Source organism: Faucicola osloensis (assembly GCF_020041925.1).
Lineage (GTDB): Bacteria > Pseudomonadota > Gammaproteobacteria > Pseudomonadales > Moraxellaceae > Faucicola > Faucicola osloensis_D.
Genome location: NZ_CP083409.1, coordinates 2,182,716 through 2,208,512, shown reverse-complemented (window position 1 = coordinate 2,208,512; position 25,797 = coordinate 2,182,716). Strand labels below are relative to the sequence as shown.

Genomic DNA, 25,797 nt, shown 5'->3' with positions numbered 1-25,797 from the left:
ATGGGGGCGCATTGGGTGATTATTTTTGCACCCACTGACGGATTTTATCACGCTCTGCTGGCGTTGCTCTCAACCATAACTGCATAAATTGATCGAGACTATCCGATGAACTGACTGTGGTCGCAACAGGTTGATTGATAGCGGGAATTGCGCCCCCTGATTGTCCTAAGGCATTGATGGTTTGTTGATTGGCTTCAACCGCTTTTGAGCTACCACCAAACACGCCGCCTAACGCATTACCCAAGCCGCTAAAAATGCTTGAACTACTGCTTGACGTAGCTTGCTGACTTGCAATGATTTGCTTACCTTGTAGCACCGCTAGTGTGGGTTGTTTGACATATTCTTTAGCGGCATTATAGTCTTCTGGTTGACCTAGCATATCCAACACATACGTTTGATTGTCGGCAAGCTCTACCGGAACGCTAATATTGCTTGAACGTAACACATCGTGATTGTCACCGCGCAGCTCGTACAACCGATTGTACTTGGCAGTAATCACATGTTTGCCTGGCTCAAGTTTGTAGGTTTTTTGCGGTTTTGAAAGCAAGCCGTTTTTGACTTCTTGACCATTAATAGCGGTCACGATGGTATTATCAGTAACATTCAAGGTGACTTGGGCAAATGTTTGTGTGGTTGCTAACACGCCCGCAGTCAACGCAGCAGCCGTCCATAAGTACTGTTTATTCATAGGATATCCTGTTGTTTTACACCAAACTGTTAATGGATTCTAACCCATTTATCACGCAATTCCTATGACAAACCCGGTCAAAAATCTAAAAAATTTTCATTTTCTGCAATTTCATCAAAGTCCGCCAATTCAAAATTCAGCGTTAAATTATCAATGATGTTCATCGCATCTTGAATTTTGGCTTTGCTCACTTTGTTTAATGGGGTGCGTTCCATGTTAGAAAACAATGGCTGCAATTCGTTTAACACTGCCAACATCGCGCCGATGCGATGTGGACCTTCATTGAGCAAATAGTCAATAATGCGCGGGTCAAAGTGCCAATGACGACGGCGTAATACCGATTCCAAAATCAGCTGTCTATCAAGCCTATCACTGCCAGTTGGCAACTGAAAAGTTGCGGCTCGCGCAAGCCTTGATAGCAAATCTCGCAGCTCAAAATTTAACGACTTTACTGGCAACCGACTGGCAAAAATAATTTTATTACCGTATTCTTGCGATAAATTAATCAGATGAAAAACTGCTTCTTGCCACTCAGGATGACCTTGAATTTCATCCATATCATCAAGCGCAATCACTGTGGTATTCTCTAGCGATGACAACACCATGGCATCCATATTAGCGTTTATCAGTTCACGCAGCGATAGATAAATAACAGATTGGTCGATATCACGGAAGGATTCGCAGATAGCGTTGAGTAGATGGGTTTTACCTGTATCGCGCTCACCGTATAGATACAGCTGCGTCAATAGCCCTACATGCATTTGGCGTACCACATCGATGATTGATACCCAGCCTGGACCACTAAAGTCACTGATACTCGCGGACTGCTTGATATTTAAGTTTAGACTTAATTGTTCCGACATTCATGCACTCGCAATCGCTAAGATATCCCTTTTTGAAAATAAATCATAAACCACTATACATATAGTGCTGCCCAGTTAGCCGCCCAATATTTGAAAGTTTAAAAGCAAAAAATTCAAGCGTCTAACTAAATTTTGACTATTATAACCTAAATTTATGAAATAGCTACTCACGCGCCTTTTGCCCCGTGTCGGGTTATTTCAAATTTACTTACCTTTCTTATTTACTTTTTAAAACAGTCAAGACAAAAACAGTCAATGCCATTATAGCGCTGAATGCGATGATATAACCAAAGATTGTACATATCTTATCATTTTAGTAGTATATTTGATTATCTTTGTAATGGAGACTCTTATGTCTTTTGTTAACCAATGGCGTGATGCGAATTTTTTTAGACCATTACATATCACTTTGAGCGCTATGTGGCTAGGCTTGGGACTTACCGCCTGCCAGCCCGACCCTGAGACAACTAACCGAGCGAGCGACCCTGCCCCTTCACAGTCTAACGTACCTGAAGTCATCATTGCCCAAACCCCAGCCAGTATCCCACCTGCCACAGTCGGGTTAAAACGCATGGATTTTCCGGTGTATTTGGCAGGTGTGCCCAATCTACTGCATCCGATTATTCCATCAGTGCCTATCAATCGCAAATATGACAGCGATGCCAGTGATGCTAAAAAATCACCCGTCAGCTACTTTCAAGAAGTTGCGCCCTATGATTTTCAAAGCAGTGTTTACAATATTGTGTTTGAAGGGCTAAAAACGGGGCAAATACATCGGCTGTTTCCCCAAGATAACTTTGTGATAAGAGCGGTGCACACGCCCTTGGTAGATTTAAGCCCAGATGACAAAACAGCGCAGAAAAAAGCTGACATCCCACAAACTGCACCTACCCAACCGCAAGCCGCTAAAGAAGCAACCAACCCATTGGCAGTCAAAGTCGGCAATACCTTACTGCTAGGCTATTTTATCTATGAAGTCAAAGAGATCGCTGATGATGATGACAATAAAACCAATCTCGATCAGCAGCTTACCTTGTATTTAAGCGATTTAAATGGCAAAAATTTATTGAAACTCACGCCCAATAATCAATATTTTAAACATTATAAATGGCTGCCTGAGAGCAAGCGTTTTTACTTCTCAACCCAAGCTGATACCAACGGCGATCGGGTGATTGATGAGAATGATAAATACTTCTATTATTTCATCGATTTTGCCAAAAACGCGCAAATAGTCACGGCGTATGATTTTAGTAAGCCAAAAGCATAAACCTTGAGTAAATTGCACTATTAAGCGCGTTTGAGACGTAACGCATTGAGCACCACAAACAGCGAGCTCAATGACATACCAATCGCAGCCAACCAAGGCGGCACATAGCCTAACGCAGCGGGTATCAGTACGATAAAGTTATACCCGAGCGCCCATTTAAAGTTTTGGGCAATAATGCGATCGGTCTTGAACGCCACCTCACGTGCTTTTGCCACGGCTTGGATTTGACCATTGAGCACCAAGGAGTCACTGGAGACTTGCGCCAAATCTGCCGCCCCTGCCATAGCGGTTGAGATATTGGCAGCGGCAAGTACCGGCGCATCATTCACCCCATCCCCGACCATTTGCACGATGTGCCCCTGCTGCTGCAGCGCCTTTAAATGTTGCACCTTATCATTCGGGGTAAGACCTTTATAAACCGTATCAATACCAAGCTCGCGCGCCACTTCAAACGCCTGAGCACTGGGGTCACCGGTGAGCATCAACACCTGCGCGCCTTGGTCTTTAAGATGTTTAATGGTAGCTAAGGCGCCTTCACGGACTTTATCATGAAAATAAAAATGCGCCAGTGGTTGCCATTTTCTGCTTAGGCTATCTTGTCTCGATAAGGTCACACTGGTACTGGCTTGGTGTTTGCTCAAATTTGGCAGTAACTCATCGTCTAATCCTGATTGAACTGCAAAACCGTGATGACCTAGACGGTAACTTAGCCCATCAATCGTAGCTTGCAGACCGCCCCCTGGAATATGTACCAAATCGCTGGTAGCGGGCAAGTGCATTTGCCGAGTCATTGTCAATAACGCATGGGCAATGGGGTGACGACTGCCCACTTCAAGGCTCGCTGCAATACTTAAAAACTGGTTTTTTATCTCGTCTTCGTTTTTGGTGTCATCTTCGGTAAAATCCACTGACGGATTTTGTTTAACACCATACGGTACATCCAGCGTTTCAATCGCCATCAAATTGGGTTGACCGTACGTCAATGTACCGGTTTTATCAAACGCCACATGGGTGACTTCAGCGAGTGTGGTAATGGTATGCCCGCGCGTCGCCAAAAACCCCAGGCTTGCTAGTCGATTGGTAGAAACGGTTAATGCGATGGGCGTGGCCAATGACAAGGCACAGGGACAAGTAGCGACCAATACGGCAACCGTTGCCCAAATGGCATGACTCGGCTCGATAAAATACCATGCCAAAAACACCATACTGGCAATCACCAATACCCGCGCGACAAACCAGCGTGCCAGTCTGTCTGCTTTTAAAGCGATTTGCGGTTTTTCACTGAGTGAGCGATTCACTAGCCTATCAATCACACCCATTTGGCTGTCATTGGGTAATGTGGTAATTTGCATCACAAACGGCTGACTGTCATTTTGGCTACCGCCCACAATGCTATCGCCCAAGCGTTTGATGATTAAGTCACTCTCTCCGGTCAATAAACTTTCCGACACCGTGGCACTATCTGACAGCAAAATACCATCACTGATGATACTGCTACCGGCATCAATGCGGACAATATCACCCACTTTTAGCGTCTGCGCCGAAACCATTTGCTCATTATCACCCCTATTGGCAGGGTCTACACTAAGTGACTGATAAAAAAGGTCTTTATATTGACTGGCATAGAGCGTCACTTGTGAGACATCCATATTCTCTATCGCTAACGGCGATTCATGACCCAGCTTTGCGACCAACACAGGCTCGACGACCACCAAATCATTGGCTAAATTAGCAGCTTTTAGTCTGGCATTGTGCTCGACAAATTTGCCCGCCAATAAGAAAAATATCAGCATACTAACCGAGTCATAATAGGTCTCGCCCGTGCTAGTCAATGTCGCATATAAACTTGCCAAAAAGGTAATGACAATAGCGATACTAATCGGCACATCCATATTGACTTGGCGGGCTTTAATCGCTGACCACGCCGATTGAAAAAATGGCAACCCTGCAATCAAAAACACAGGAATACTAACAAACAGCGATACCCAGCGTAAAAATTGCCGATCGTTGACGCCGATACCTGAATATTCCCCAAAATATAGCGCCACTGCGAACATCATCGCTTGCATGGCACCCAATGCCGCAATACCCAATTGAAACAACATACGGCGATTATCTCGCTTGAGCATCGCTTCATGGGTATCTTGCCGATAGGGTTTGGCATCATAGCCAATGGCTTGCACATTTGCCAAAATTTGGCTAATCGGCAGTTTTTTGTCATCCCACACCACTCGCATCCGTTGATTGGTGAGGTTGACTTGGCAAGTGTCCATGCCATCAAGGCGATACAACTGGGTTTCAATCAGCCAACTACAGGCAGCACAGCGCAAATTGCTGATTGACAGCTCAGCAACGCTTTGCCCTTGCTGATGGTAAATAAATTGCGATTTGATATCATCGTGGTCATACGCTTGCAGCTGATATAACGAATCAGGGAGACTGGCGGTACGATTGATTTCACTGCGGTCAAGATAGTATTGCTCAAGCCCCGCCTCGATGATACTTTGCGAAGCAAGCTGACAGCCCATACAGCACATCGCCCGATCTTCACCCAATACATGGGTAAAAAATGGCGGGCTCGGTAGCGGATCGCCACAATGAAAACAATGCCCTTCTGCTGGCAACACCAGCTCCACATCTTGATATGTGGTAGTAAATTTGCTATCCGCCTCATTATGCGTACGGCTAGGCGCATCGGTCATAAGCGACCGCTCAATATCCGATTGTTTTACCCCAAATTGGCTATTGTCTGGCATCATCAAAACCCCTAGGGCAAAAACCCTAACTCACCCAAAAATGACTGTTATTGTACTCCAAAACCGTCTATTAAAGTTCAAAAATCCTGTATAAACGTGGCAAAATAGCACGATGTTGACATTGTATTTTGGCGTATTTTGGGTCATGATAAAGCACTTTTTTATACCCTTGATCGTGACGCATTTTTGTATGAATTCAACCGTTATCTCTGCCGCTAAAAATCGCCAAAACTCGCCTAAATTCCAGCATGGCTCAAACCAACAAGGGATGTTTATCCTGAGCTTCATCTTTGTGGTGGCAGTATTGGGCGGCTTGGTCTTGCTTGGGTTATATTTGGTGCGACAAGATAATGTCATCACCCAAAAATTTGAGGGCAAACGCTGGAACATCCCTGCAAAAGTGTACTCGCAACCATTAACGTTGACGGTGGGTAATCCCCTTAGCGATGATGAATTGGAAAATTGGTTAAATTTACTCACCTATGCCCCTGACAAAAACTATGACAATGCTGGGACTTATACCAAAAAAAATGGCGAGTACTATATTCATACCCGCGAATTTAAATTTGCCGCCAACGATACTGAACCATCGCAAATTATTAAGGTCACGCTCAAAGATAACCAAATTGAAAAATTACAAAGTACCCGTCCCAATCCATCGGGTGTGGCGCGGGTTGAGCCAATTTTTATCGGCGGTATCTATCCAGACAACAATGAAGATCGCATCGTCTTAACCATCAATGACTATCCGCAGCCATTAATTGACGCGCTGGTGGCAACCGAAGACCGCAGTTTTTATCAGCATCACGGCGTGTCTATCCGCGGGATAGGACGTGCGATTTATAGCAATTTTATGGGCGGTTCACGCCAAGGCGGCTCCACCATCACCCAGCAACTGGTTAAAAACTTCTATCTCAACTCAGAACGCACTATCAAACGTAAAGCCAATGAAGCGGTGATGGCGATTTTGCTGGAAATGCATTACACCAAAAGTGAGATTTTGCAAGCCTATATGAATGAGATTAACTTAGGTCAAAATGGCAATCACTCCATTAACGGGTTTGGGCTTGCCTCGCAGTTTTACTTTAACCGCCCGCTAAAAGAGCTTCGACTCGACCAAATGGCGATGCTCGTAGGGCTTGCCAAAGGTCCCACCCAGTACAATCCGCTACGCTACCCCGATGCTGCCCTAAAACGCCGTAATGTGGTGCTCAGCAATATGCTGATAACCGGTAAAATCAGCCAACAGCAATATGATGAAGCGGTGCAGCAGCCACTGAGCATTTCTTACAATCCTGTGATTGGTAAAACACGTTTTCCTGATTATCTCGATGTGGTCAAGCGAGAACTCACCCGTACCTATGATGCCAACGATCTCAAAAACGAAGGGTTAAGAATATTTACCAGTTTTGATCCCAACGTTCAAAAAACCGCTAACAATGCGGTCATTCAAAGCGTCAATCAGTTAAAAAAAAGTAACCCCAAACAGCTCACTAATTTGCAAGCTGCCCTAGTCAGTGCCAATCCCAACAACGGTGAGCTGCTCGCTGTGGTGGGAAGTAGTCGTGATTTTACCGGTTTTAATCGCGCTATCGATGCTAAGCGCCAAGTTGGCTCTTTACTCAAACCCATTATTTACTTAACCGCATTTGAGCAGGGTCGTTACAATTTATCAAGTAGTGTTGATGACAGCCCGATTGTGCTAAAAATGACCGATGGTAAGACATGGACACCCAGCAATTACGGTGGCGGCAGTCACGGTATTATCCCCCTCACCAGCGCTTTAGCCAATTCCTATAACCAAGCCGCGGTGCGTGTGGGTATGGAAATCGGTATTCCCAATTTTTTAAATCAATTGTACCGTATGGGTATCAGTAGCCCACTGCCCAATTATCCATCTACCTTGCTTGGCGCGGTGAATCTATCGCCCATGGATATGTTGGGGATTTATCAAGTACTGGCAACAGGTGGCTTGCGTCATGAAATTCATACCATTCGCACGATTATTGATGACCAAGGACGAGTGGTTCAGGGCATAGAACAAAAAAATCAGCAAGTCATCAACCCCACGGCTGCCTATCTCACCAATTATGCGATGCAGCAGGTCATCAAGCAAGGTACCGCCAAAGCGGCGCTAGCGCTTGGTGACAACCTCAATCTTGCAGGTAAAACAGGGACTACCAATGATTATCGCGATGCGTGGTTTGCAGGTTATAGTGGCAATGTGGTCAGCGTTGTTTGGGTCGGTTTAGATGACAATAGACCTACCGGTCTAAGTGGCGGTAATGGCGCTTTGCCGATGTGGATCAATTTTATGAAGCAGCAAAAGCTCACGCCAGTTAATCTCATCGCGCCAGGCAATATCGAATGGCTATGGATGGAAAACGGCAAATCACAATTATCCCATGAAAAATGTCCAAATGCCATCTATGTACCTGTTGATACCGACAATCTACCGCAAGATAGTAGTGAATGTGCGGTGCAAATTTATCAACGTGAGCAAGAAGCAAGATTTGCGGCACAGCAACAACAGGCAATGAGTGAGTTTGGACAAAGCCAACAACAGCGGTATGACAATATTGAGCGCAGACAAACCGATGAAGATACCATTGGCAATAACCCACCTGCAGCCAATCGCTACCAAAATGAGGATGCCAATACGGGGAATACCCAGACCAACCCCAATACCCCTAATAACCCTAATAACCCCAACAACAGCGGCGACCCGACCCATACCAACCAACCACTCAATGTGGCGCCGCGCTCGCAGTCTTGGTTAGAAAAATCGGTCAAAGAAATGTTTTAAAAACGATAACAGGCGAACCTTCTTATTTGTCCTTACACTTACCTTTAGGTGTTTTGGCTTAGGTGCGCCAAGCAATAACATGGGCGTTTTCATTTTTGAGTCACATCGCATTTTTGGCTGAATGCGTTTATACTACCAAGCCATCACGCTAGCCTTTTATTGTTCCATTATTTTATTTGTTATTTTTAAGGACTGTTTATGCCTTGGCAGCAATTACATATTCGATGCGAAAAATCGCAAGCCGAACTGGCGGAAACTTTGATGCTAGAAGCCGATGCGCTCAGTATCAGTTTAGATGATGCAGGTGACCAACCGCTATTTGAACCATTGCCAGGGGAATCGCCACTGTGGGATGATGTGATTGTGACTGGTCTATTTGATGGCGATTGTAATTTGGAGACTTTGAGTCAAGATATCGCCAATGATGTGGTGGCGACGCGAGTTTGGACCAGCCGAGTGGATGACAAAGATTGGGAACGTGAGTGGATGAAGAACTACCATCCCATTGAATGTGCCAATGGACTTTGGATTGTACCCAAATGGATGTCACCGCCTAACCCCAATGCGATTAACATCATCATGGATCCAGGCTTGGCATTTGGCACAGGTTACCATGCAACTACCCGTCTTTGTATTGATTGGCTGACAGAACAGCCCCTGCAAGATAAAGTAGTAATTGACTATGGGTGCGGCTCAGGTATTTTGGGCATTGCGGCGCTTTTGCTAGGCGCAAAACAGGTGTATGCGGTCGATATTGACCCGCAAGCAGTCTTAGCAACCCATCAAAATGCCGAGCGCAACAAGGTAGCCGATCAGCTTCAGGCATTTTTACCTGAGCAATTTAGTGACTATTGTAAAGAGCAAGCTATTTTGCCCGTGGACTTGATAACCGCCAATATTTTAGCCAAACCGCTAATGAGCCTTGCCCCTTATTTTGCGACATTATTGAAATCTCAAGGTAGCATTGTGTTAGCCGGTCTGATTGAAAACCAAGTGGAAGATGTAAAAGCTGCCTATCAGCCTTATTTTGAGATGGATGGCGAATTTACCTTTAGCGCGCAGGAAGATAGACATTGGCATCGCCTCTCGGGTTTTCGCCGCGATTAAAATAAGTCGCAATTCGTATAAAAAGCCTTACAAGGAGGTAAGGTCATCTTTTGCCCATCGAAGCCTAATAACAGCCTAACAACATAGCTAGCAGCCTAGCTAGCAGCATGGTGAACATAAATTGTAGAAAATTTGTTGACTTTATTTTTTATTCGTCATTAAATGATTTAACACACGACATTATTAAAAATCAAAGACGCAAACTAAAAATGCTAAAAGGGAAGTGATGTTGCGATGAATTTGTACAATGCTAAATGCCCAAACTGCCAACATGCATTTAAAATTAACGATGAACAGTTAGCCGTTAGACATGGGTACGTTCGTTGTTCCCATTGCAAAACCATTTTCTCAGCTGCTGAACAACTAGAACAAAAAAAATTTGCTAACAACAATCCACTTTCAAGTCCAAACAATCAGACGCCCTCGGCGCTCATCGACGATAAATCTGAGGGTATTTTATTTGATGATGAGTCAGGTCTTGATGAAGCCGGTAATCTCATTGTCAATGAACCCGTTAAACCCACTTCGCCGTATGCCTTGTCAAAATCTTCGACCACATCAGCCAAAGCTAAATCAACCAGCAAATTAGATGACTTTGAGATTATAGACAATTTTGAGCAACTGCCAAAAGACAAAGATAGCAAGCCTAAAAAGCCAATCATTGACGATAAGGATGCCGCTGAAGCGATAGAGCTCGCGCAAGATAAAGACGCTTCAGGCGATGAGAATGCTTGGCTGCAAAGTTTAATGGCGCAAGCGGATGACAACGAAGCAATGGACGACTCCTCCGCCGCCCACACCAAACCCAAGCGAGGCATGAATACGGTGTTTAACACAGATATTTTTGACCAAATTGCGATTGATACGGGTAGCGAGCAACAAGCAGATTTATTAGCGTATCAAAAAAAGATTGATGAGCGCTTGTCGCAACAAGTTTTCTCGCAGCAATCGCTCAATGCAAAATCTTTTAATATGGGCATCGTTTGGGGATTAGGCAGTTTACTATTAATCTTTGTGTTAGCCGCGCAATATATTATTTTTAACATTAACACCTTAATCACTTCAAAAACAAACGCAGCCCCGTTATCAACTATTTGCCATAAAATACCCGCCTGTCAATTGCCTCTGGCTGATACCGAGCTTATTGATGTGCAGATGCTAAAGCTTGCTCATTCATCCAAACAAGCCGGGCAAACTGACATGGTATTTACTCTGACCAATACCACAGACAATAATATTATCTACCCGAGTGTTAAGGTTTCGCTGCGAAGTGGCAATACCATACTTGCGCAAACCCTACTCACCCCTAGCCATTATTTGGAAGCCGGTAATAATTATTTGATACCGCATCAAATAAAACCCATCAAATTACGGATTGATTTTCCAAAAACCCAAGTCCAAGCCGCTAACATTGAGTTGGTTTATTAAATTGTTTTTAGCTTAATTACAGCGTTGCTGAATCAAGCTCATACCGCCCCCAGGATTTATCGCACAATTTTACATATTGTAAACAACTTAAGCTTGCTATCAGTTTCATAATTGTTTTAGTATAAGTATTAATAACTTTATTATTCGTCTTGATATTTAAGTTTTCTTTAATCTATTAACTAACGAATTATTCAATAAATTTGTCAGCAAATTTAGTTTGAGAATCTGTTATGCCCAATTCTGTTGTTTTACAAAATCGCGCCAAGTATTCCAATATGTCAGATAGCCCATCTAACCCCTACACTACCCATACCCCATCGCAAACTTCTCCCAGCGCAAGCTTAGCTCATCACATTGAGCTTGTAGTGCGAGAGTACTTCGATAACTTAAAAGAACAACAACCGACCCAACTGTATGAGCTTATGTTGTCACAATTTGAAAAACCGCTAATCAGTGTCGTGCTTGAACATACCCGCGGCAATCAAACCAAAACCGCCGAGATTTTGGGACTTAATCGCGGTACATTGCGTAAAAAACTCAAAACCCACCAATTATTATAATTGATAAAAATACCCGCTTTTTTATGATAAGATATCCCTATATTTAGGGATTTATAGAGTTGGGATATGAAAGTCAATCAGTCAGTTCGTCATAACTGACTTTTTGTTTTTTCTGCACCCAGTGTTTTTTTGTCAACGAGTCGAGTCAATTATGAATCAAGCTTATGCATTGCTCTCTGTTTCTGATAAATCGGGTATTGTGGATTTTGCCAAAGGTCTAATCACCCACGGTTTTCGTCTACTATCAACAGGCGGCACCTACAAACTACTCAAACAACATGACTTAGCAGTGACTGAGGTCGCAGAATACACAGGTTTTGCAGAGATGATGGATGGGCGGGTAAAAACCCTGCATCCAAAAATTCATGGCGGTATTTTAGGTCGCCGCGGCACTGATGATGCCATTATGCAAGAACATGGTATCGACCGCATTGACATGGTGGTTGTCAATTTATATCCATTTGCCCAAACCGTTGCCAACCCAAATGTCACCAAAGAAGACGCCATCGAAAACATTGATATTGGTGGCCCTACCATGGTGCGTGCCGCGGCAAAAAATCATGACCATGTCAGCATCGTGACAAGCCCCAACGATTATGCAGCAATCTTGGGCGAACTAACAGCAAACGGTCGCATCAGTGATACCACCCGATTTGATTTAGCGGTAAAAGCATTTGAGCATACCGCACATTATGACGGTATGATTGCCAACTTTTTAGGCAACCGCCTGCAAAGCTTTGAATCGGCTGACCAATTCCCGCGTACTTTTAACGTGCAAATGGACAAAGCGCAAGACTTACGCTATGGTGAAAACCCGCATCAACAAGCCGCTTTTTATGTCGAAAAAGCGCAGGTAAATAGTCAAAAAGAAGCCAGTATTGCCACCGCTAAACAATTACAAGGTAAAGAACTATCTTACAACAACATCGCAGATACCGATGCGGCATTAGAATGCGTGAAATCATTTGATATGCCTGCATGTGTCATTGTTAAACACGCCAATCCTTGTGGCGTGGCCGTGGATGCCGACTTAACCCATGCTTATCAAAAAGCCTTTGCCACTGACCCAGAATCGGCGTTTGGCGGTATCATCGCCTTTAACCGTGAGCTGGATATCAAAACAGCAAAAGCCATTGTGGATCAGCAATTTGTTGAAGTCATCATTGCCCCAAGCGTTGCCGACGGTGTACTCGATGTCACATCTGCCAAGAAAAATGTGCGCGTATTAGTCTGCGGTGAATTACCAAACCCAAGTGAGCGCCAAGCCCAATTTGACTTTAAACGTGTGACCGGCGGTTTATTGGTGCAAGCGCAAGACTTGGGCTTAATTACTTTAGATGATTTAAAAGTGGTAACAAAAGTACAGCCGACTCAGCAACAATTCGATGATTTGCTGTTTACTTGGCAAGTCGCTAAATATGTGAAATCCAACGCCATTGTGTATGCCAAAGATGGGCGTACCATTGGGGTAGGCGCAGGTCAAATGAGCCGTGTCAACTCAGCCCGTATTGCCGCGATTAAAGCTGAGCACGCTGGTCTATCGCCTGTGGGTGCGGTGATGGCATCAGATGCCTTCTTCCCGTTCCGTGATGGTATTGACAATGCCGCAGCGGTGGGGATTAAGGCGATTATCCAGCCAGGTGGCTCGATGCGCGATGATGAAACCATCGCCGCAGCCGATGAGCATGGCATTGCGATGGTGTTCACCGGTATGCGTCATTTTAGACATTAATTTTTGTTAGGCATAAAAAAGGCGAAACTGACTAGGTTTCGCCTTTTTTAATTGATAATTTTTTTCTTTTTATAGCTCTGCTAAGGCTTATAGTTTGGCTAAGGTTTGACAAATATCAAGCATCCGATTGGCGTAGCCCCATTCATTATCATACCAAGCAAACACTTTAAATTGCCGCCCCACGCTCATGGTCTGTAAGCTATCAATCACCAATGAATGCGCATCATGGATAAAGTCACTGGACACCAACGGCTCATCACTGTAATCCATGATACCTGCAAAATCTTGGCGACTGGCATGTTTTAACAGCTGATTGATAGCAGTAACATCCGTGGCTTTGTCAAAGGTAAATGTCACATCAATTGCCGCGACATCCATGGTCGGTACGCGGATAGAATACCCATTCACCTTGCCTGCCATATGCGGCATCACCCGATTGACCGCAGCGATACTACTTGATGTGGTTGGGATAATGTTATGCCCAGAAGCCCGTGCACGGCGCAAATCACGGTGCACTTGGTCAAGCACAGTTTGGTCAGCAGTTACTGCATGGATTTCGGTCATCATCGCTGATTCGATGCCATAGGCATGATGCAATACATATAGTAAAGGCACGAGCGCTTGGGTGGTACACGACACACTGGATAAAATCTTTTTATCACGGCTAAGCTCATGGTCATTGACGCCCACTACAATACTGGCATCCACATGATCAAACGGGGCAGCCCCAATCATCACCTGCTTGGCGCCCGCGATAATATGCTGTGACGCCTGTTCATAGCTGCGAAAATGACCCGTGCTCTCAAGCACCATGTCGATGCCCAGTTTTTCCCAAGGTAATTTGGTGGCAAGGGGTTGCTGTATCAATGCAATTTTTTGCCGAAATTCTCCTTGGCTTAATAGCAAAAAATGCTGTTGTTTTTCACCTAAATCCACTGTTTTTAATTCGATATGGATATCACTGACCGCCGATAATCGACCGTGAGTACTGTCATATTTGAGTAGATGTAACAGGGTCGCGGGCTCAGCAATATCATTGATGGCGACGATATTTAACGGCGGTAATTGTAAAGGATTTTGACAAAACCGTTCGATATAAGCACGTAGCACGTTGCGCCCAATACGACCAAAGCCATTAATAGCGATGTTAAAAGGTTTGATGGTAGAAGCATTCAATCAGGGATATTCCTTACTAGACAAGTGCTCAATTGCCCTGTGGTTTTAAAAACAACAAGGCAAGTTTCACATCATTATAAGAATAGGCGTTTCTCAATTCTTCGACAATCGCGCGAATTTTGATCTTACCATCGTTACCTTTATCGCGTTTGTCATCACGTTTGGCTATTTTTTGATACGCCTTATCAATCGGTTGTAGCCATTCGTCCTCAGGGCGTAGATGCGCGATGTTGGCGCGGGGAAAATGCTCAGCAATTTTCTCGATATGTCCCATCACGGTTGATTGGGCTAGATTACGGGCTTGTGCAATTTCTGCGATGGTCAAACTTTCATCCAGCAGCGCTTTGGTTTCCAGCACCGTGGGGGTGATGACGCCCGCCGCATCATCTGCCAAAGATTGCAGCTGCTGTACAGCATGACGACGTTTTTCAATCAGTTTTTGCTGTTGTTTGGCGCGATTTTCATACGCAGCGATTTTTTCTTTATCCAGCGTACCCCGGCATTGAATGATAAATTCACGATGAAGGTCATTGAGCTGTTTTTTACTGCGTGTCAAAAATTCACGTTCTTGTTCTGCACTGATCGCCTGAAATCGCTGATCGGCGCCGCGCGCCAAGGGATCAAGCTGTAAGCTTAATTCATTGACACCCAGTAATTGTAGCCCAGATAGCTGCTTTAACCGTGATAGAGCCACATAGCCCTGCCCTTTTTCAAAGGTTTTCGACAAATCCACTTCTGCCGCATCCAGCGTCATGCCTTGGCTTTTGTGAATGGTAATCGCCCACGCCAGCGTCAAGGGGATGTGATAATAGGCAGCCAGTATTTCGCCCTCTTCATCATCAATACGCCATGAATCATATTCGGCGATGACTTTGCGGCCGTCATTGAGCTCAACCAAGGGGTATAGTAATTCCGATAATTTGTCATCATCCGTGTCTGCGGTGTCATCCTCACCCGTGTGGTGAGGTCGCATTTGTTGTGATGCACCGCCGTTGACTTCATCCAGCAAGTCTGCCATATCCGCTTGTTGTTCTTGTTCGATGGCATCGAGCAAAGCACTTGACTCTGCTGCTAGCGCTTGTTCATCGAGCGGCTCAGATGGGTGATTGTTTGATGGGCTATTTTTTGATGGGCTATCGTCTGTTTGTTTATTTGGTTGTTTAAGGGTCGTGGAAACAAAATCAACTACTTTGCCCATGGTGCCATTTGAGACATTGAGCTCGGCGTTGTTTTTGATAAACATCACTTTTGCGCCAAGTTTGAGCACCAGCTCTGGGGTATTGCGTACGGATTTTTTTAGCGTTTCTACAAGCTTTTCGTCGCCTTCTCCCCAAGCGCGAAAAGTATGCGCCGCTGTGGTAAGTTTACCAAGTTCCTGCTCATTGATGGCTTGCACGTTGACATTGTGGGTAAACAGTCGGGTACGGTTGTCGGCTAGCACATGCTCAGCCGTAGCGGTCAAAGCAGGCATGATATGGGGGGTAAACTGCTGGCTACGAATCTGATTTAAAATCGCATTTAAATCCAAGCCATAATAGGTGTTGCCTGCCACCGCTGTTTTGTCAGTTTTCTGACGGTGCTGCTCAGATAAATAGCAAATTTGAAAATCTGCATCCAGCCAAGCTTGCGCCATAAAGGCAAATTTATCACGGTTGCTCTCATGGGGCTCACCAATCGGCGGCAACTGAAAAAAATCCCCGGCAACCAATAGCTGTATCCCACCAAACGGCAATGTGTTTTCTTTGATGGCTTGTAGCACTTGGTTAATGAGCTCAAATTGCTGTCGATGCAGCATCGAGATTTCATCAATCACCAATACTTTGGTGCGCTCAATGCGCTCCACAACCACCGTACGTTTTTTGATTCGAGCGATATCTTTGGCAGTTAACTCATTACTGATACCGATGCCTGCCCAGCTGTGAATGGTCATGCCGTTCATGTGGGTGGCAGCAATGCCTGTACTTGCCGTCACCGCGACCGCAACATCCCTTGCGCGCAGATAATGCAAATACTGATTGATGGTATAGGTCTTGCCCGCCCCTGCTGAGCCTGTTAAAAATACGTTTTTACCAGTTTTAAGGATATCAAGGGCGGTGGCTTGTTTCATTGGTTATACAAAGCTTTTATAGATAAAAAGAAGGGGTTAAAAATGAGCCTACTATAAAGGCAAAGCCGAGTAAAGGCAATGATTGACAGCACCAAAATACGCCATCAGACGCTTCACCGGTTAGTCAATCATGGTTTTGATTTGCTTGAGACTTAAATAACCAATATGCAGCGCATCGTCAGGTAGCTGATTTTTTTCAGGCTCGGTTAATGGCTGAATGGTTAACGCCACGTCATTTGGCAGTAAATCAGCCACACAGTGAATATCATCCAAGTCTAGTTGATGCTTATCATCAACATGACTGGTTGCCACGCCGCTTTTGGCGATATCGACATTATCAAACGTATAGTCTTGATAAAATGCCGTTTTTTTAACTTGCGCCGTTGCTTTACCTAGCGTCTCGGCTATCACAAGTGTTTTATAATGGAATTCTTCAAATTGATCCGGCAGATAACCGCCTAAATTGACAAAATAAAGTTGCTTGCCGTGACTATCTAATTTGTTATCTACCCTATCATCTGCCAACATCTCATCTGCAAGCTCTTTATCTTTTGACCATCCATCCTTTGACAAACTCTCTTTCGACAACAAAATTTGATAATCACCCACCCGCTTCACTTCTCGCCATGCGTCTAAGTGCCAGTTGTTTTTGACTGCCGGCCAGTGCTGATTGACACTGTCAATTGTTTCACTTAGGCTATTTGCAATCACAAACATCACATCATGCTGTTCAATCAGTCGTCCTTGGGGACGCGCCCCGATTTTTAACATAAATAGTTTCATAGTTATACGCCCAAATGTGTCGCCATTAAAACTTAAAAACCTGCCAAGCCTCATAGATTTTTGTCACAGGTTTTTATTATTTTATCTTAAGGTTATTTTTTAACCATCGGCATTTTAGCGCTTTCTAACTTTGCCAAGGCATCTGGTAGTTTATCAATCGCTGTCGCTACCACCGCTTGTGCCGCTTGTGAGATGCCTAGCTTTTGCGCAATGGTCGGTTTTTGGCGAGATTGAATGGCATACAATTCGCTATCTGTCATTTTTTCTAAGATATAACTGTCCGATGTTTGCAGGGCATCGACCAAATTGCGCGTAATCGCATCTTCACCGTACCAATGCTCACCGGTTGCCACTTGTTCAACATCCAAACTTGGACGGTATTTACGTACAAAGTCTTTAAATAGTTTGTGCGTTTCTTCCAGCTCTTGTTGGAATTTTTGTTTGTCTTCTTCGGTATTTTCACCAAAAACGGTTACTGTGCGTTTGTATTTACCTGCGGTAAATACTTCGACATCGATGTCATGTTTTTCTAATAAATCATGAAAATTGGGTACTTGTGCCACCACACCAATCGAGCCCACCACCGCAAATGGCGCCGCCAAAATTTTATCAGCCACACACGCCATCATATAGCCACCACTGGCAGCGACTTTATCAATACAAACCGTTAAGTGTAGCCCTGCTTCTTTTATACGTGCCAACTGGGCGGCAGCGAGGCCATATGCATGTACCATACCACCTGATGATTCAAGGCGCACAATGACTTCATCTTCAGCTTGCGCAACCGTCAATAGCGTGCTGATTTCTTCACGCAGTTGCTGTACTTCAGTGGCTTTTATATCACCATGAAAATCAAGCACAAAACAATTTTTGTTGGCGGGTTTATTTTTGAACAGACCAAATTTTGAGGGGGTTTTTTTGGTATTGTCTTTTTTCGTCAAGTCTGTAAATGCACGGCTGATGAGTGATGTTAACCCTTTATCATTCACCATTTGCAATTGTAATTGTTGTTTGCGTTGGGCTTTGACTTTATTTAAATGGGTGACTTTCATTTCAACCGGATGTTTGGCATTTTGAAATAGCATAATAATTCTCTAATTAAGGAAAAAATTCACACAATGGGTTTTATATAGCGTTTATTTTGCTGTTTTCAATCGCTTATCCACACAATATTCGCGAAATGTCTGTGACAGGCATGGCTAGTAGATATGCATGATAAACCGTGTTTCATATTGTGAAATTTGAGTAAACAAGGCATAATATTCGTTTATAAAAATTTTTGCTACTTCTTACATTACGAAAAATATTGGGATTGCTTCATTATGATGCGTACACACTATTGCGGGCTTGTCACCGAAAACTTAAACGATCAAACCATCACTATTTGCGGTTGGGTGCATCGTCGCCGTGACCACGGTGGGGTTATTTTCTTGGATATGCGTGACCGTGAAGGCCTACTGCAAGTGGTCATCGACCCAGATACCCCAGAAGCATTCGCTACAGCAGATAGCGCGCGTTCTGAATATGTACTCAAAATCACCGGTCGTGTGCGTCAGCGTTATGCCGGTACTGAAAACAAAAACATGACCAGTGGTCAAGTGGAGTTATTGGCCAAAGACATCGAAACAATCGCCACCTCTGAGACGCCGCCATTCCCCCTCAATGATGAGTTCACCAACGTTTCTGAAGAACTGCGCCTAAAATATCGCTTTTTAGACATGCGCCGTCCAGAGATGCAAGAGCGTATGAAGTTTCGTGCCAAAGCCACTTCGACCATTCGCCGTTACCTAGATGACCAAGGTTTCTTGGATGTAGAAACCCCCATCTTGACCCGTGCCACCCCAGAAGGCGCGCGTGATTATTTGGTACCTAGCCGCGTATCAAACGGTGAGTTTTACGCATTGCCACAGTCACCTCAGCTATTTAAACAGCTGTTGATGGTAGCGGGTTTTGACCGTTATTATCAAATTGCTAAATGTTTTCGTGATGAAGACTTACGTGCTGACCGCCAGCCAGAATTTACCCAAATTGATATCGAAACCTCATTCTTAAGTGATGAAGATATCATGAACATTGCCGAAGGCTTAACAAAAGACTTGTTCAAAACCATGATGAACATTGAATTTGATACCTTCCCACGTATGACATACGCCGAAGCCATGCGTGATTATGCGTCTGACAAACCAGACTTGCGTATTCCTATGAAGTTAATTGACGTGGCTGACATCATGCAGTCTGTGGAATTTAAAGTATTCTCAGCCCCTGCCCAAGACCCAAAAGGTCGTGTGGTGGCGCTTCGGGTGCCACAGGGTAGCGACCTCACCCGTAAACAAATCGATGAGTATACTAAATTTGTCGGCATCTATGGCGCAAAAGGTCTGGCTTATATCAAAGTCAACGATGTGAGCAACATCAACAACGGTGTCGATAAAGAATCAGGTCTACAATCACCGATTATCAAAAACATGACCGATGAAGTATTGGTCGAGCTGATTAAACGTACTGAGGCGCAAACCGGTGATATTATCTTCTTTGGCGCGGATAAAGCCAAAGTCGTCAATGATGCCATGGGTGCGCTGCGTGTCAAATTGGGTCTAGACCTAAATATGCTAACCCAAGAATGGGCGCCGCTTTGGGTGGTGGATTTCCCAATGTTTGAAGAAACAGATGACGGCAAATGGACGTCGGTTCACCATCCCTTCACCAAGCCAAAAGGCACGGTTGAAGCGATGAAAAACAACCCAGAAACCGCACTGTCTATCGCTTATGACATGGTATTAAACGGTACTGAAATCGGTGGTGGTTCACTGCGTATCAATACTTTGGATATGCAAAAAGCGGTATTTGAAGCCTTGGGTATTTCTGAAGCCGAAGCCGAAGAAAAATTCTCATTCTTACTTAACGCGCTAAAATACGGTGCGCCACCGCACGGTGGTTTGGCATTCGGTCTTGACCGGTTAATTATGCTAATGACAGGCTCACAATCGATTCGAGACGTCATCGCCTTCCCAAAAACCAAAACGGCTGAATGTCCGCTGACTGAAGCCCCTGCGCCCGTGGATGGCAAACAACTGCGTGAATTGGGTATCCGTATACGCGAAAAAGACAGTAAAGCGCCACAATCTTAATCAAGGTGACACCTTTAATTAGATGAATGCCTTTACTCTTCTTAAATATGTGCCAATGTGGATGCTGTATCTGTTGGCACATATCGCAAGCTTTATCATTTCACTTCGTCGTGACAAAAGTACCATGAAAACGGTGGATACTAACTTACGACTTGTCTATCCTGAACTCACCGAATCCCAGCGTGACCAGCTTGCCAGAGCCTGTATTGCCAATCAAAGCAAAAATATGGTCGAATCGGCTAAAAGCTGGGCGATGCCACCTGCGTGGTCGGTCAAACAAATTCATACCATACATCATCAACAAGTTCTGATGCAAGGCTTACAAAACCCCAATGGCATGCTTGCAATTGTGCCGCATTTGGGGACATGGGAGATCATGAATGCGTGGCTCAACCAGTTTGGTGCACCGACCATTATGTATAAACCTGTGAAAGGTGAACAAGCCAATCAGTTTGTATTGCAAGGGCGTCAACGGCTCAACGCAACTTTGGTACCAACCGATGCTACTGGGGTCAAAGCGATTTTTAAAACCTTAAAAGCAGGCGGTTTTAGTATCATATTGCCCGATCATGTCCCTGACCCATCTGGCGGTGAAGTGGTGCCGTTTTTTGGCATTCCGACACTAACCAGCACTCTTGCTAGCAAATTAGCCAGTAAAACAAAGTGTAGCTTGGTGGGTTTGACCTGTGTACGCCGTGATGATGGACAAGGCTTTGATATTTATTGTGATGAGTTAACTGACCCCGCCTTGTATGACAAAAACATGGTGACAGCGACAACCGCGATGAACCACGCCATCGAGCGGATGATTGACCGTTTCCCCAGTCAGTATATGTGGGGCTATAAGCGCTTTAAACGTGTGCCAGGATTTCCGGTTATTTATAATGCCGAGCCATCCATCGCGGTAGCGGTTCGCCAGCGTTATCCAAAACTTAGCAATCATGATATTATCAATTCACTTACTTAATATGATAATCATTTACTTATGACTTTACCAAATTATACTTCAGCGCCTGCTTTGCCTGATGAAAACCGTTACATTATTTGTATGAAATGGGGCACCAAATACGGTGCTGAGTACGTTAATCGCCTGTACAATATGGTTAACAGACATTTAACACTACCGTTTCAAATGGTATGTTTGACCGATGATAGCACAGGGATAGATGCCAACGTCAAATGCTACCCAATTCCTGAGCTCAATTTACCCAGTAATATTCCTGAACGCGGCTGGAAAAAACTGACCACCTTTAGCCCTCAATTATACGATTTAAAAGGCACGGCGTTATTTTTGGATATTGATATTGTGATTGTCGATAATATTGATTGCTTTTTTACGTATCAAGCGCAGCACGATGACAGTGTGGTGATTATCCGTGATTGGAAAAAACCGTGGCGCATGGTGGGTAATTCATCGGTGTATCGTTTCAAGGTTGGACAAAACACCTACCCAAATTTATTGTCTAACTTTGAGCAAAATTTTGACACGATTCGTAGCCAAGTACGCCATGAGCAAGCTTACCTGTCCAATTATTTGCGTGAGCATCACCACCTTGAATATTGGGATGCGTCTTGGTGCGTGAGCTTTAAATACCAATGTGTGCAGCCATTTCCCTTAAGTTTTGTCAAACCGCCGATTTTGCCTAAAGGGGCAAAAATGGTGATTTTTCATGGGGAAGTGAATCCACCTGATGCCATCATGGGTAAAAGCGGTAAGTGGTATCGTAAGGTATTACCAACTGACTGGATTAGTGGTTATTGGCGATAACGCAATCTTTGATAGTTAAGCCTTAGATAGTTAATAGATAATTGAGCATCGGATAATTAAACTTAAAAGAAATTTCACATAAGCTTGCGGTTTTAGGAATAATAAAAAATGGCAAACTGGTATCGTAAGTTTATTTTATTATTTAAAAGTGAAAAACGCCTTGGGGCGAATCAAATTATTGACCACTATGCCGGGCAAAATATTGAGGCGATGAAAAGTCGTATGATTGATAGTGATGCTTGTTCTATCATTGATACGATTATTCAAGCCCACCCTCATTTATTAGATGATACCCAAGTGGATGAACCGATAAACCCGCTTGTGGACTATGAGCCACAGCGTATTCGCAATTTATACACGCATTTAACCACGTTGCAACACGAGTTTATAGGACAATCTGAACTTAGTTTTTATCATGCGATACTAATTGTACTATTACGCCGCCGGTTTCAACCTGAAAAAACTTTTCAAACCTTTACCCATCTTTGGCAAACGCAGACTGACTATCTGATGGATAATTTAAGTTTACGATGGATTGCCTCTGCCTGCGATACCTTTATTGATTTTGATCCAAAACCGACTAGAAAGGCAGTATTACTCAATATTATTACTTTGATTAATACGGTAAAGGTCTACGAAACCCAGCAGTATCTGTGTCGTTCATCTGCCAGTCTAGATGAGGAAAAATCTGCTGTTTTGTACGCGCATCATAAACCGCTGTATGCTGGTTTGACCTATTTTAGGCTAGGTAAGGACGATACACTAAAACATATGCGTGAGCGGTATCAGCATTTTTACGCTGAAGACCCTTTTTCTACCACACTCTTACTCAATGTGTTTGCTAGATTGCATGACCAACCTAGCGCATTCACCACATTAAAACAACTACATAAGGATGAAAAATCAGCATGGTGGTAGCCAATCATTCTTTGATATTTACCCGATCTACTCAGACAATCGCCCTACGTATTGTCAATCCTGCATTTGTGCTACCAAAAGTCTCTGATACGACGGTACATATTTTGGCGTCAGGCCCAAGCATCCAGACCAATGCCATTGACCTGCTTGGTTGTGAGTCGGTTATATTTGTAAATGGCAGTATTAGCCTGACCGAACACTATAAATTTGACAAGATTGTGGCGTATATCATCACCGACCCACGCTTTATTAAGCATAACTGTAGTATTCCGCTGCAGTATTATCGGGGGGATTATCCGCTGTATATCAGTGCTTTAGTGGCAGAACAACTATGGCAAGATGCGCCCGATTTTTTAGTTCAATATGCTGACCATATCTATATCATTTATCCAGTCGATAGACCGATTGATGATAGTTTGATTGCCCTTCAGCAAACTAGCCTTTTAGGCAAAATAGCTGTCACACTCAATAAACGTACCCGACTAAAACACCTAAAACATAGCCCTTATCATAGCATCAATAAAAAAATTGGGGTGTCTTGGGATATTCGTTACGGCTTTGTTGAAGGGGGAACGGTAGCGTTGGTGGCGTTACAGCTTGCTTATTCCCTAGGATTTCAAGTGATACATCTGTATGGCATTGATTTAATCAACAGCCAGCAGCCACGGTTTTATGAAAACCAAAACAATGCTGCCCCGACCAAACTTGATAAGGCTATCACCCACCGTATCGTACCGTCGTTTGATTGGGTAGCCCACAACTATCAGCAAAAAGGCGTGCAAATTTATAACCACTCGCCCATCTCTAAAGATTTGTTTACATTTATTCCGTATCGGGGAGATTAGAAGTCACGAACCGCTCAATATATTGGTTAGCGATATTTTTGGGTAAAAATCGCTCATCAAACGGCACGGCAAACGCCGATGGATTTGCCATTGCTTGTTCTAATAATTGGGCTAAGGCGTCAATATCATCGACAGGGACAAGATTTTGCTTTGGTAACAACTCACTAGGGCCATACGGACAGTCGGTGCTTATCACAGGCGTATCCACGGCTAATGCTTCGGCAATCACTCGCCCAAAACCCTCAAATCGAGAACTTAACACTAAGCATTTAGCGTGTTTGATATACGGATAGGGGTTAGATTTAAAGCCAGTAAATACCACCTTGTCGCTAATCCCTAAATCAACCGCAAGCTGTTTGGTTTCTGCCATCAGCTTGCCTTGACCCACCAAATACAGCGGATAACGTTGCGAGGTTTTGGCATAGGCTTTTAGCAGAATATCATGGGCTTTTTGGTATTTAAAGCTGCCCACATGCACAATAAATTCCGCAATCTCTAGCGGGTATGCCCCTGCCATTGCCTCAATAAGCTTGTTATCAATCGGGTTATAAATCGTGGTAATATTCGTCAGCCCTAAGGTCGCCTTAAAATCCACCGCCACTCCTTCACTAATCGCCACACAAGGCTGCGCATGATAGGTCGTCTTTAGCTGCGCTATATCGATAGGCTTATTGCGAGCTTGGGCTAATTTCAGTTCTTGAGAAAGGGTGTTACGAATCACATGAATAACATTGGGTAATTGGCTATAGCTTAACACCTTGTCCGCCCGTTCCAAATTTGCAATCGTCAAACATGGCTGACCAATATGCGTTAAAATATAGTTATCTAAATGTTTGGCAAATTGTTGGTAACGTACCCTATCACTGGGGATTAATTTAAACCACTTAAAGTTTACAATATGAAAATCAATATGTGGGCTAAGTTCATATTCTGTGGTGGCTTTAAATCGGATGACATGGACTTTATAGCCCAGTTGATAAAAGCCTTCCGCGAGCGTCAATACTGACTTTTCTGCCCCGCCCCCCTGCAAGCAGTTGATAACCAACACAATGATATTTGAGGGGTTGCAGCTCACAAGTGGCTCCTTAGGTTTATTCAAAAGTAAGGTTGGTCATATATAGTGGGCGTGTCGCGCGCAGGACTTCACGTTTGATTTTTTGTAGCCCTGTTAAAGGTCGTTTAATTTCTCGGCTTCTGGTTGCCTGCAGGCTGCTTGCCAAAGCTACTTGCGGTAATAGATGATGCTCCTGAATCACAATCGCAGGTACAAGCTGATATACAGGCAGGGCCTTGGGGTATTTCCCCACATCAAATAGCATCACATCGACTGCCTCAAGCTGGGGTAAGCTTCTAATATATTGTAATAGATACTGACAAGCGCGATGGGATAGCAGATAACCTGCCCCGCCTAAATGGCGAGACTTTAATTCATAAATCGTCCGTTTACTCTGAGGTAAGACTATCGGATGAGCCAAATGCACCCTTGGGCTTACCTTTTCTAATTTTAAAATATCGATAGCTTGGCTTTGAAAAACATCAGTTTGACGAATAAACTGCTCGAACTGCTGACCTAAAAAAACATCATCCTCATAAATCCCGATATAATCAAGATTTTCATCCACACAGCGTTGCCACAAGCTAACATGACTTAAAAAACAGGCAATTTCGGTGTCACTAGATACCGACTTTGTGATATCAATCGCCAGTCGCTGAGCGACTTGGGTATTTTTATCCGGGGTGACCGCCGAAAAAAAAGTAAAAGGTATGTGCTGCTTAGCAAACTCTTGTTGGATATGGCTTTGCCGCTTGCTATGATGAGCGAGACTAATAACATAATTTTTTAGCATCACTTTTCTCGCTTGGGC

Annotated in this window: 20 protein-coding genes; 11 read left to right on the top strand and 9 right to left on the bottom strand. The window is 44.0% G+C overall.

All coding sequences use genetic code 11. From position 1 onward, the window contains the following. Positions 1-19: 19 nt before the first annotated feature. Both LAJ61_RS09780 and LAJ61_RS09775 read right to left on the bottom strand, forming a co-directional pair. Positions 20-688, bottom strand: coding sequence for a DUF2057 family protein (locus LAJ61_RS09780; protein ID WP_224053753.1), 669 nt, complete (start codon positions 686-688; stop codon positions 20-22). A 77-nt stretch (positions 689-765) separates the two neighbouring features. Further along, complete coding sequence (locus LAJ61_RS09775; protein ID WP_224053752.1) at positions 766-1,551, bottom strand: DnaA ATPase domain-containing protein; 786 nt, start codon at positions 1,549-1,551, stop codon at positions 766-768. Positions 1,552-1,903: 352 nt separating this feature from the next. On the opposite strand from LAJ61_RS09775, the gene LAJ61_RS09770 reads away from it, so the two are divergent. Then, entirely contained in the window at positions 1,904-2,818 is a 915-nt protein-coding gene (locus LAJ61_RS09770) for a hypothetical protein (RefSeq protein WP_224053751.1), read from the top strand. Between the two features lie 20 nt (positions 2,819-2,838). Here the strand turns inward: LAJ61_RS09770 and LAJ61_RS09765 are convergent, their stop codons facing one another. Then, positions 2,839-5,520 carry a heavy metal translocating P-type ATPase gene (locus tag LAJ61_RS09765; protein WP_224054853.1) on the bottom strand — a complete coding sequence of 894 codons (2,682 nt, stop codon included), beginning with the start codon at positions 5,518-5,520 and terminating at the stop codon, positions 2,839-2,841. 244 nt (positions 5,521-5,764) lie between these two features. Here LAJ61_RS09765 and mrcB point away from each other — a divergent pair, with 244 nt between their 5' ends. The 5 genes from mrcB (at position 5,765) to purH (ending at position 13,207) form a co-directional block, all read left to right on the top strand. Continuing rightward, positions 5,765-8,380 (top strand): penicillin-binding protein 1B, encoded by a 2,616-nt coding sequence (gene mrcB, locus LAJ61_RS09760; RefSeq protein WP_224053750.1) that lies wholly within the window; start codon positions 5,765-5,767, stop codon positions 8,378-8,380. 198 nt (positions 8,381-8,578) lie between these two features. Continuing rightward, positions 8,579-9,487 carry a 50S ribosomal protein L11 methyltransferase gene (gene prmA, locus LAJ61_RS09755; RefSeq protein WP_224053749.1) on the top strand — a complete coding sequence of 303 codons (909 nt, stop codon included), beginning with the start codon at positions 8,579-8,581 and terminating at the stop codon, positions 9,485-9,487. 234 nt (positions 9,488-9,721) lie between these two features. Then, the gene (locus tag LAJ61_RS09750) at positions 9,722-10,915 is read left to right on the top strand and encodes a DUF3426 domain-containing protein (RefSeq protein ID WP_224053748.1); all 1,194 of its coding nucleotides are present in this window, start codon (positions 9,722-9,724) and stop codon (positions 10,913-10,915) included. 230 nt (positions 10,916-11,145) lie between these two features. Further along, positions 11,146-11,475 carry a helix-turn-helix domain-containing protein gene (locus tag LAJ61_RS09745; protein WP_409034968.1) on the top strand — a complete coding sequence of 110 codons (330 nt, stop codon included), beginning with the start codon at positions 11,146-11,148 and terminating at the stop codon, positions 11,473-11,475. Positions 11,476-11,626: 151 nt separating this feature from the next. Beyond that, positions 11,627-13,207 carry a bifunctional phosphoribosylaminoimidazolecarboxamide formyltransferase/IMP cyclohydrolase gene (gene purH, locus LAJ61_RS09740; protein ID WP_224053747.1) on the top strand — a complete coding sequence of 527 codons (1,581 nt, stop codon included), beginning with the start codon at positions 11,627-11,629 and terminating at the stop codon, positions 13,205-13,207. 87 nt (positions 13,208-13,294) lie between these two features. On the opposite strand, the gene LAJ61_RS09735 is transcribed toward purH, so the two are convergent. From LAJ61_RS09735 to sohB, 4 genes are all read right to left on the bottom strand, one after another. Continuing rightward, positions 13,295-14,383 (bottom strand): type I glyceraldehyde-3-phosphate dehydrogenase, encoded by a 1,089-nt coding sequence (locus tag LAJ61_RS09735; protein ID WP_224053746.1) that lies wholly within the window; start codon positions 14,381-14,383, stop codon positions 13,295-13,297. A gap of 28 nt (positions 14,384-14,411) precedes the next feature. Further along, positions 14,412-16,490, bottom strand: coding sequence for an AAA family ATPase (locus tag LAJ61_RS09730; RefSeq protein WP_224053745.1), 2,079 nt, complete (start codon positions 16,488-16,490; stop codon positions 14,412-14,414). 120 nt (positions 16,491-16,610) lie between these two features. Next, entirely contained in the window at positions 16,611-17,273 is a 663-nt protein-coding gene (locus tag LAJ61_RS09725) for a DUF1543 domain-containing protein (RefSeq protein WP_224053744.1), read from the bottom strand. A gap of 92 nt (positions 17,274-17,365) precedes the next feature. Next, on the bottom strand, positions 17,366-18,358 hold the full coding sequence (sohB, locus tag LAJ61_RS09720) for a protease SohB (RefSeq protein ID WP_224053743.1): 993 nt from the start codon (positions 18,356-18,358) through the stop codon (positions 17,366-17,368). A 237-nt stretch (positions 18,359-18,595) separates the two neighbouring features. Here sohB and aspS point away from each other — a divergent pair, with 237 nt between their 5' ends. From aspS to LAJ61_RS09695, 5 genes are all read left to right on the top strand, one after another. Further along, positions 18,596-20,401 carry an aspartate--tRNA ligase gene (gene aspS / locus LAJ61_RS09715; RefSeq protein ID WP_224053742.1) on the top strand — a complete coding sequence of 602 codons (1,806 nt, stop codon included), beginning with the start codon at positions 18,596-18,598 and terminating at the stop codon, positions 20,399-20,401. Positions 20,402-20,423: 22 nt separating this feature from the next. Next, positions 20,424-21,368 carry a lysophospholipid acyltransferase family protein gene (locus tag LAJ61_RS09710; RefSeq protein ID WP_224053741.1) on the top strand — a complete coding sequence of 315 codons (945 nt, stop codon included), beginning with the start codon at positions 20,424-20,426 and terminating at the stop codon, positions 21,366-21,368. Between the two features lie 18 nt (positions 21,369-21,386). Further along, a complete protein-coding gene (locus tag LAJ61_RS09705; RefSeq protein WP_224053740.1) occupies positions 21,387-22,169 on the top strand; it encodes a glycosyltransferase in 783 nt (260 codons plus the stop codon). 108 nt (positions 22,170-22,277) lie between these two features. Further along, on the top strand, positions 22,278-23,087 hold the full coding sequence (locus LAJ61_RS09700) for a hypothetical protein (RefSeq protein WP_224053739.1): 810 nt from the start codon (positions 22,278-22,280) through the stop codon (positions 23,085-23,087). After that, on the top strand, positions 23,078-23,932 hold the full coding sequence (locus tag LAJ61_RS09695) for a hypothetical protein (protein WP_224053738.1): 855 nt from the start codon (positions 23,078-23,080) through the stop codon (positions 23,930-23,932). Before LAJ61_RS09700 ends, LAJ61_RS09695 begins: the two co-directional genes overlap by 10 nt. On the opposite strand, the gene LAJ61_RS09690 is transcribed toward LAJ61_RS09695, so the two are convergent. Both LAJ61_RS09690 and LAJ61_RS09685 read right to left on the bottom strand, forming a co-directional pair. After that, entirely contained in the window at positions 23,910-25,007 is a 1,098-nt protein-coding gene (locus tag LAJ61_RS09690) for a glycosyltransferase (RefSeq protein ID WP_224053737.1), read from the bottom strand. The genes LAJ61_RS09695 and LAJ61_RS09690 overlap by 23 nt on opposite strands. A gap of 16 nt (positions 25,008-25,023) precedes the next feature. Next, positions 25,024-25,779 carry a glycosyltransferase family 25 protein gene (locus LAJ61_RS09685; RefSeq protein ID WP_224053736.1) on the bottom strand — a complete coding sequence of 252 codons (756 nt, stop codon included), beginning with the start codon at positions 25,777-25,779 and terminating at the stop codon, positions 25,024-25,026. Between the last annotated feature and the right edge of the window lie 18 nt (positions 25,780-25,797).